We start from the raw sequence: 7,650 nt of genomic DNA on the forward strand, positions 1-7,650 counted from the left end.
TCTCATTCTGGGAGCCATGGAAACCATGACCAACACCAACAACCTGCTGCCCTGCCCCTTCTGCGGTGGCGAGCCGAAATATGACGTCTGGAGCGACCGCAACTATCACAAAGCCGAGTGTGTGGATTGCGCTTTTGAATTCGACTACTGCCAAACCTATGAAGAACTTGAAGCATCGTGGAACAAGCGCGTTGCGCTCGCGCCCTGCCTGCACCAGATTCAGGAGCCTGCCCCTGTGCAGGCAGACGCGCGGGATGCGGAAATCACATGGCCCAAGGCGCGCGATATTGGGCGCATCGGAGACATGAGCCAAGTTGCCCACATTCGCGTGGGCTTTGATTCTGACAACGATGTGTTTGTGTCCGTCTGGGACGAGAACGGCGGCGGCAGCATCGAATTCTGCAATCCGGGCGGAGGTGGCGGCGGTCAATCGAGCCGCACTCGCACGGCCCTGATCGCGCTCATGGTGGCGATGGAAGCCGACAACGCCGAGAAGCCTTCGCGCGACTGGTGGGCACAACGCGCCGCTATCGCGGCAGCAAAGGGAGGGGCATGAGCCGACGAGCCCGCGACCGCGGCGACAAGCGCGACAGATGGCGCGAACCCATCAACCACCCAGAGCCCCGCTGATGCGGGGCTTTGCTTTTTGGGAGACCTCATGGCAATCAGCGCCAGCACCGTGGGCCTGCCAGAAGACAAGACCTACATCGCCCACCACTTCAACTGCCCAACCTGCTGCGCGGCCGGCCTCTCCGGTGGCAAGCAGGCGCGCTGTGCCGATGGTCAGCAGCTCTGGGAAACCTACCTCCAGGCCTTTGATGCCCAGCACGACCGCAGGCCTCGCGCTCATATCGAGCCGCTGTCCAGCCCCTCCACAACCCCCTGAACTGAGCCTTGATCTATGAAACATTCAGATACACAAGCTGCAAACCATGCCGCCAATGATGAGTCCGTCAATGCACCCGAGTGGGTGCTGGCCTCCAAGTTTGAGGAACTCACCGGGGTGACACGAGAGACCGTCAAACAACGCAAGAAGGCTGGCACCTGGCGCGAGGGAGCCCAGGTCGCAGTCGTTCACCGCCGCCTCTACGTCAACATCAAAGCAGCCGATCAATGGATAAAAGACCACCTACCCAAGCAACACCGCCCGGCGTGAAGATTCGCCATCTCGTCTCAGGCGACAGGCTGCAAATTGCCTTCACCTGGGAGGGCCAGGAGTGCCGCGAGCTGCTCCCAGCCTGTGCAATCAACAAGAGCAGCATTCAGCGCGCGGCCTCATTGCGCGACGAGATCCGCCGCAAGATTGCCGAAGGCGGCTTCTCCTATGCCGATTACTTCCCGGACAGCCCAAGGGCTGCAGCCCCGTCACAAAGCAACCCGCTCATGGAAACGCTGCTGCAAAAGCAGCTGGACACCTATGCCCGCCAGGTCAAGAACGGGCAAATGTCCCCATCCACCTACAACGGTTACGCCAAGGCCATCACAGGCGAGCGCATGCGCCGTTGGCATGGGCTGAAGGTGGGCGAGGTATTGCCCAGTCTGCTGCGTGACTGGGTTTCAGAAATGGACTGCACCAGCAAGGCCATACGGAACATGCTCACCCCGCTGCGCAGCTTGTTTGAGGATGCGCTCAATGATGAGCTGATCGACTTCAATCCCTTCGAGCGCATCGCTCTATCCAAGCTCATTCGGCAAACGGCAAAGGCCAGCGACTATGTGGTGACGCCGTTCAGCGCGGCTGAGCGCGAGACCATCCTCAAGGCCTGCCGCCCCGACGAAAGGCCCATGCTCCAGTTTTGGTTTGAGACGGGCCTGCGCCCAGGCGAGCTGCAAGCGTTGCAGTGGAGCCACATCGATTGGGAGCGGTCCGTTGCCCGGATAGAGCTCAATCAGGTCGCAGGCGTGATCAAAGGGCCCAAGACAGCCGCCGGCATCCGAGATGTGGAGCTATCCGCCGAGGCGCTCGCGGCGCTGCACGCCCAGCGCCCTATTTCCGAGCTCAAGGGCGAGCGCATCTGGCTCAACCCCCGCACGGGCGAGCCATGGAGCACAGACGCCCAGATCCGCAAGACGCTCTGGCAGCCGGTCTGCAAACGCGCCGAGGTGGAGTATCGGAATCCCTATCAGGTCCGCCACACCTATGCCTCAGCCTTGCTGACGGCCGGCGCCAATCCATGGTACGTGGCAAGCCAGTTGGGGCATGAGGACGTGGAGATGGTTTTTCGCACCTATGGCAAATTCATCAGGGACGACTACCAGAAGCCCAAGCCTGAATTTCGCATTGTGAAAGAAAAATGATCGGTGCGATTTCGGTGCGAAATCGGTGCGATTTGGTGGACACCACAGCACACCAGAAGGCAAAGAAAAACCGCCACACACTAGGCTTTCCAGTGTGTGGCGGTGTCTTGAATGGTGGGCTGGCGGGAATTGAATCTTCCCTTGAAACCAGCATAAACCAAAGACTTTTGAAAATTTTTATGTCTTGATGTTCCCCATGTTGTTCCCCCGTTGGAGCAAATTTAAGGCTGGATTGGGTTGGAACACTTAAGACATAAATTTATTGGCAAATTATTGCACATGCTCAGCGCAAAAAAGGCAAAAAACGGTGCCGGATACGGATTTGAATGAGGACAGTGAATTTTTGGCTCAGCTGAAACTGCCCCCCATAAAGGTTTGAATTTTCCACAATTGTTCACCTCGTTCAAAGACCTCTTTGGACAACTATAGGCTGATGGACTAAACCGCTCGCGCGGTAGTCCGCCGCGAAGGCCCTGACGCGGAATACACATCGCACCCCTGTCTATGTTGGTGAATGAGGCAATCGGCCTCGTTCTTCGACAGGAGTGCGATCATGACCCCCTCGATTCAAACCATCTCCCCGTTGCGTCAGCGCATGCTCGACGACATGCGAATGCGCAAGCTGCAGCCTCGTACGCAGGAAGCCTATATCCGTGCTGTGCGCAATCTGGCCGCCTACCTAAAGCGCTCGCCTGACACCGCCACCGTCGAGGATTTGCGCAACTTCCAGCTGCATTTGGTGGATGCAGGATCATCACCCACCACACTGAACGCCACGCTCACAGGTCTGAAGTTCTTCTTTGACGTGACGCTCGGTCACATTGAGCTGATGGCCAAGATGCAGCCTGTGAAGTTGCCTAGAACCTTGCCTGTGGTTCTCAGCAGCAAGGAAGTCTCACGCCTGCTGGCAGCGGCCTACAACATCAAGCACCAAGTGGCTCTGTCTGTGGCCTATGGCGCAGGTTTGCGTGCCAGCGAAGTGGTGCACTTGCGGGTCACGGATGTGGATAGCCAGCGCATGACCTTGCGCATCGAGCAAGGCAAGGGGGCCAAGGATCGCTATGCCATGCTCAGCCCCGTTGTTCTGCAGCGCCTGCGCACATGGTGGCATCTGGCACATGCCCAGGGCAAGATGTTGCCCGGTGGATGGCTGTTTCCGGGTATGACGGCCCTGGAGCCCCTGACGATTCGCCAGCTCAATCGTGCCGTTCATGCTGCCGCCGAAGCGGCAGGCATCGACAAACGCGTCACGACGCACACCCTGCGCCATAGCTTTGCCACACATCTGCTGGAGCGCAAGGTCGATATCCGTGTGATTCAGGTTCTGCTGGGTCACCAGAAGCTGGAGACTACTTCGATCTATGCCCATGTGGCGACCGATCTGCTGCGTGATGTGATCGGCCCACTGGAGCCAATGCAAACAAGCTGAGAGGCACTCGTGCAGCGGCCCTCCTTGGAGGTTGCCGACATCTTTCTTCAACATGGCGCAGCCTGGCGTGAGAGCCAGCGTGGCCACCTGAGCCTGTCTCAGCTCAAGGTGATGTCGGCCATTGAACAGTGCCGTACAGCGGCACTGGGTGGTCATGTTTTGCGCTGCGAAGGCTGCGCAGCAGAGCAAGTTTCCTATAACTCCTGCCGTAACCGCCACTGCCCCAAGTGCCAGAGTGCAGCCGCCAAGCGCTGGCTGGATGCCCGTCAGACTGATCTGCTGCCCGTGGAGTATTACCACGTGGTCTTCACCTTGCCTGCACCGATTGCCGATCTGGCTTACCAGAACAAGGCTGAACTCTATGGGTTGCTGTTTGATGTCGCTGCCGAGGTATTGCAAACCATCGCTGCAGACCCCAAGCACCTTGGAGCTCGTATTGGGGCTACCTTGGTACTGCACACCTGGGGTTCTGCCTTGACCCATCACCCCCATGTGCACGGGATCGTGCCTGGTGGTGGTTTGGCGGATGAGGGGCGACGCTGGAAGGCTTGCCGGCCTGGGTTCTTCCTGCCAGTGCGCGTGCTGTCCCGGCTGATGCGTAGGCGCTTTCTTGAAGAACTGCTGCGCCTTCATCAAACGGGCGGGCTCAGGTTCTTTGGAGCACTGGCTGGTCTGGCCGACGCAGGGCACTTCAGGCAATGGCTAGCCCCCATGCGTCAATGTGAATGGGTGGTTTACGCCAAGCGTCCATTTGCAGGGCCGCAGGCGGTACTGGCCTATCTCTCCCGCTACACGCACCGTGTCGCCATCTCCAACAGCCGGTTGATTGCCATGGATGCGCACGGGGTGAGCTTGCGCTGGAAGGACTACCGGGCCAAGGGCCGCACACGCCACAAGACTATGACCTTGGCTCCCGAAGAGTTCATGCGCCGATTCTTGTTGCATGTGCTGCCCTGCGGCTTCCACCGCATCAGGCACTATGGTTTGCTGGCCAACGGTGCTCGCAAGAGCTGTCTGTCTTTGGCGCGTGAGCTGCTGCAAGTCGCACCAGCACAGGCCGCGAGCGACACCGAGAAGTCTGTGCAAACGGTTATGTCAGAGAGGAAGACAACACCTGTATTTTTCTGCTGGCATTGCGGCAAAGCCCTGAGCGTCTTGCAAGGCTTTGTGCGTGGGCAAGCCATCCGTGCACCACCAGCATCATGAGCACCGCACCTTCAAACCTCAAAGCGATGTCGATGTCCACCAGCAACTCGACGGAGGAAGCGCACGCCTGTTTGCGGCACGTGTGGAGTTACGGATGCCATGGAGGCTGCCTAGAGGTGCAACAGCCATATGGCGGGCTGCACTTGGCTTATTACCAGGCTGAATCTTTGCTCTTGAGCATGCTGAGCGTCTGGGTAGCTGCACTCCGGATCGCAGAAGTCAGACTCAAATCCCCATAGCGTTTGCGCCCGGAACACCAACATAGGCGTGTTCCGCGGTTTCCACCATCGAGGCTTGTGCGACACCTGCCCTCAGGCAGGGTTGATCGTCGCGTGGGGGTGTCGTTCCGGGCAGGTATCCCACAACCCTAAACTGATTGAGTCGTTCGCGCTTCAGGCCTTAGGCGACCGCTCCTGCCAAGAGCAGCCGTTGAGCCCCGCTGGCCTAACCGACAGCTAGTCGTTCCAGTCCAATGTCGTGGGCCGACGAGCAACAATAGTTAGGATCGACTTGCGTACATGTAGAGTCGCGACCACTACATTCAAGGGAGGCACGAAGATGGATAACCTATTTGCCAATCGGACGGTGCACAGGGACTTCCTGATCAACGAACTTACTCGGCGAGATGTTCAGGGTTGTGACGTCTTCATTGCCGTAGCGTTCTTCACTGAAACCAATGTTGTCCAAAAACTTCTAGACCACGGCTGCAAGGTTTGGCTGGTGGTAAGGCTGGGCTTTCCGACCTGTCCTGCTGCTGTCGAGTGGGCGATGAGCCACCCGAATGTCCAACTTCGCGTCTATACGGCGCGTTCATTCCATCCAAAACTCTATCTTTTCGGCGATAACAAGGCGTTGGTGGGGTCGGCCAACCTAACAAGAGCGGCCATCACAGCGAATCAAGAAATCGTAGTGGGACTTGACGATAGTGACGAACGTTTGCCTGAGCTCGCAGCGATATTCCAAGACTACTGGGAAAGCGCTGACGTTCCCACAGGCGAAATGTTGGCACAGTACAGGATGTTGTACCGCAAGTACGAGCAGCACAGCAACGCTGCAGAATTGCTTGCTGACGAGGTTGCAGAGTTGCTCGGCAAGACCGCACCGAACAACATCGCCCGCGGACAGCCAAAGCCCAGGTCCGATTCTCTCTTTCGTTCAAGCTTTCGAAAGTCCTACCAAGAGTGCGTGTCGGCATTCAGCATTGTGCGAGATGCATACGCAGCGAGCGGCTATAGGAAGGTCAGCGAGCAGGACGTTCCACTCCGTCTTGAGGTTGACTCCTTCATGAGTTTCATTCGGCAAAAACACGCCACCGGGGAGTCTTGGCAGCAGTCCCCCTACCGAACCGTCGAGGAGCAGCGAACCATCTTGCGACCACTCATTGACGAGTGGTCATCTATACCATGGCCTTACTTCGAGAACACCATCGTCGGCGAGACCTATCCACGCCTGCAGCGCGTATTCAAGTCAAAGGAGACAATTCTCGCGGCCTCGGACGATGACCTGTTTGACGCCCTATCCACTCTGCACAGTTTCGGCGACCGCCTCCGCTTCTATCGCGGCGGGAAAGAAACTTGGAGAGATGAGTTCATCAATAGCAACGACCCCGAACGCGCCAGAGAGGCGCTTGCGCATTTGGTGTTCGGGCGTGGGGACGTAGTAGACAGGATGGCTGATGCTGTCAATGGCGACGGCAAGATTAAGGCTTTCGGTAAGGCCAACGTTCAGGAACTCATCGGCTGGTGCAACAAGGAAGAACTCCCCATCCTTAATAGCCGAACGACAAAAGTGCTGCGCTACTTGGGATCCAGAGTTCGACAGATCCACTGACCTGCCACTGCGTAGCGGTATCAGTTGTGCGACTGTCCTGATTGATTTCTAAAAGGCAAGAAGTTCGGTTCATCTTCGCTGTGCTTGTCGATCGGACCAAGTGTTTTCAAGCTGATCATGACGGCATCCGCATCCGCGAACGATGCGATTCGGGATACGGCCCGATAGCAGGGGGCAGTGTTGGCTTCTGTCGCGTTGATTACGACCGGCAGCGATCGCTGCAAAGCAGAAGTAGGCTGTTAATTTCCACCCAGAAGTGACCCACTAGCCCCCGGTGGGGAAGCGGACAAAAACTTGGACTACCAGGAGGTAGTTCATGTACTCATACGCAGACAGGATTCGTGCAGTTGAGATTTACATCAAGCTTGGCTTGCGTGTCAGAGCCACGATTCGCCAGTTGGGATATCCAACCAAGAACGCATTGAAAGGCTGGTATCAGCAGTACCTGAAGCATCAGGATTTGCCTGCAAACCAAACGCCAAGAGCACCGAAATATTCGCTACAGCAAAGACAGGTGGCGGTTGCTCATTACCTCGCCCACGATCGCTGTATTGCCGCCACGATGAGGGTTTTGGGTTACCCGGGTCGAGGAACGTTGACTGCGTGGGTTCGGCAAGACTGCCCTGAGGTCAGTAAATCGATGGTCGGCAGGCCTTGGCCGACTACAAAGCCTGATGCTTTGATGTGTGAGGGCGTGGTGCAACTGTGTGCCCGCCAATCAAGTGCACAGGAGATTGCGGACAAGTTAGGGGTATGCCGGGGAACCTTGTGGAGCGGCCCCATTGATCTGAGGACAGGTAAACCCTCTTAACCTAAGAGGTAGTCTTGTGACTGTATTTATGCCTAGTCCTAAAAATCTAACGAACGTAGAGGTGCTGGGGCCGCAG

Annotated in this window: 7 protein-coding genes and 1 pseudogene; all 8 read left to right on the forward strand. The window is 57.3% G+C overall.

Translation table 11 applies throughout. From position 1 onward, the window contains the following. The first annotated feature begins 25 nt into the window (after positions 1 to 25). On the forward strand, positions 26 to 556 hold the full coding sequence (locus FSY45_RS24015; RefSeq protein ID WP_187427607.1) for a Lar family restriction alleviation protein: 531 nt from the start codon (positions 26 to 28) through the stop codon (positions 554 to 556). Positions 557 to 658: 102 nt separating this feature from the next. Continuing rightward, the gene (locus tag FSY45_RS24020) at positions 659 to 886 is read left to right on the forward strand and encodes a hypothetical protein (protein WP_046462751.1); all 228 of its coding nucleotides are present in this window, start codon (positions 659 to 661) and stop codon (positions 884 to 886) included. Between the two features lie 15 nt (positions 887 to 901). Continuing rightward, entirely contained in the window at positions 902 to 1,156 is a 255-nt protein-coding gene (locus FSY45_RS24025) for a hypothetical protein (protein WP_012837697.1), read from the forward strand. Beyond that, positions 1,114 to 2,298: a site-specific integrase gene (locus tag FSY45_RS24030; protein WP_046462752.1), complete on the forward strand. Its 1,185-nt coding sequence runs from the start codon at positions 1,114 to 1,116 to the stop codon at positions 2,296 to 2,298. Before FSY45_RS24025 ends, FSY45_RS24030 begins: the two co-directional genes overlap by 43 nt. Before the next feature lie 553 nt (positions 2,299 to 2,851). Further along, positions 2,852 to 3,727, forward strand: a complete 876-nt coding sequence (locus tag FSY45_RS24035; RefSeq protein ID WP_054075400.1) for a site-specific integrase — start codon at positions 2,852 to 2,854, stop codon at positions 3,725 to 3,727. Positions 3,728 to 3,736: 9 nt separating this feature from the next. After that, positions 3,737 to 4,933 carry an IS91 family transposase gene (locus FSY45_RS24040; protein WP_054075399.1) on the forward strand — a complete coding sequence of 399 codons (1,197 nt, stop codon included), beginning with the start codon at positions 3,737 to 3,739 and terminating at the stop codon, positions 4,931 to 4,933. 558 nt (positions 4,934 to 5,491) lie between these two features. Continuing rightward, positions 5,492 to 6,763, forward strand: a complete 1,272-nt coding sequence (locus tag FSY45_RS24045; protein ID WP_054075398.1) for a phospholipase D family protein — start codon at positions 5,492 to 5,494, stop codon at positions 6,761 to 6,763. 316 nt (positions 6,764 to 7,079) lie between these two features. Continuing rightward, positions 7,080 to 7,538, forward strand: a pseudogene (locus FSY45_RS24050) (IS3 family transposase); the annotation flags it as partial. Positions 7,539 to 7,650 lie beyond the last annotated feature (112 nt).

This window comes from Comamonas sp. Z1, from assembly GCF_008121555.1.
Classification (GTDB): Bacteria; Pseudomonadota; Gammaproteobacteria; order Burkholderiales; family Burkholderiaceae_C; genus Comamonas; species Comamonas thiooxydans.

Coding starts and splice junctions, on each gene's coding strand:
- FSY45_RS24015 (WP_187427607.1), top strand. CDS start 26: ATGACCAACACCAACAACCTGCTGCCCTGCCCCTTCTGCGGTGGCGAG.
- FSY45_RS24020 (WP_046462751.1), top strand. CDS start 659: ATGGCAATCAGCGCCAGCACCGTGGGCCTGCCAGAAGACAAGACCTAC.
- FSY45_RS24025 (WP_012837697.1), top strand. CDS start 902: ATGAAACATTCAGATACACAAGCTGCAAACCATGCCGCCAATGATGAG.
- FSY45_RS24030 (WP_046462752.1), top strand. CDS start 1,114: ATGGATAAAAGACCACCTACCCAAGCAACACCGCCCGGCGTGAAGATT.
- FSY45_RS24035 (WP_054075400.1), top strand. CDS start 2,852: ATGACCCCCTCGATTCAAACCATCTCCCCGTTGCGTCAGCGCATGCTC.
- FSY45_RS24045 (WP_054075398.1), top strand. CDS start 5,492: ATGGATAACCTATTTGCCAATCGGACGGTGCACAGGGACTTCCTGATC.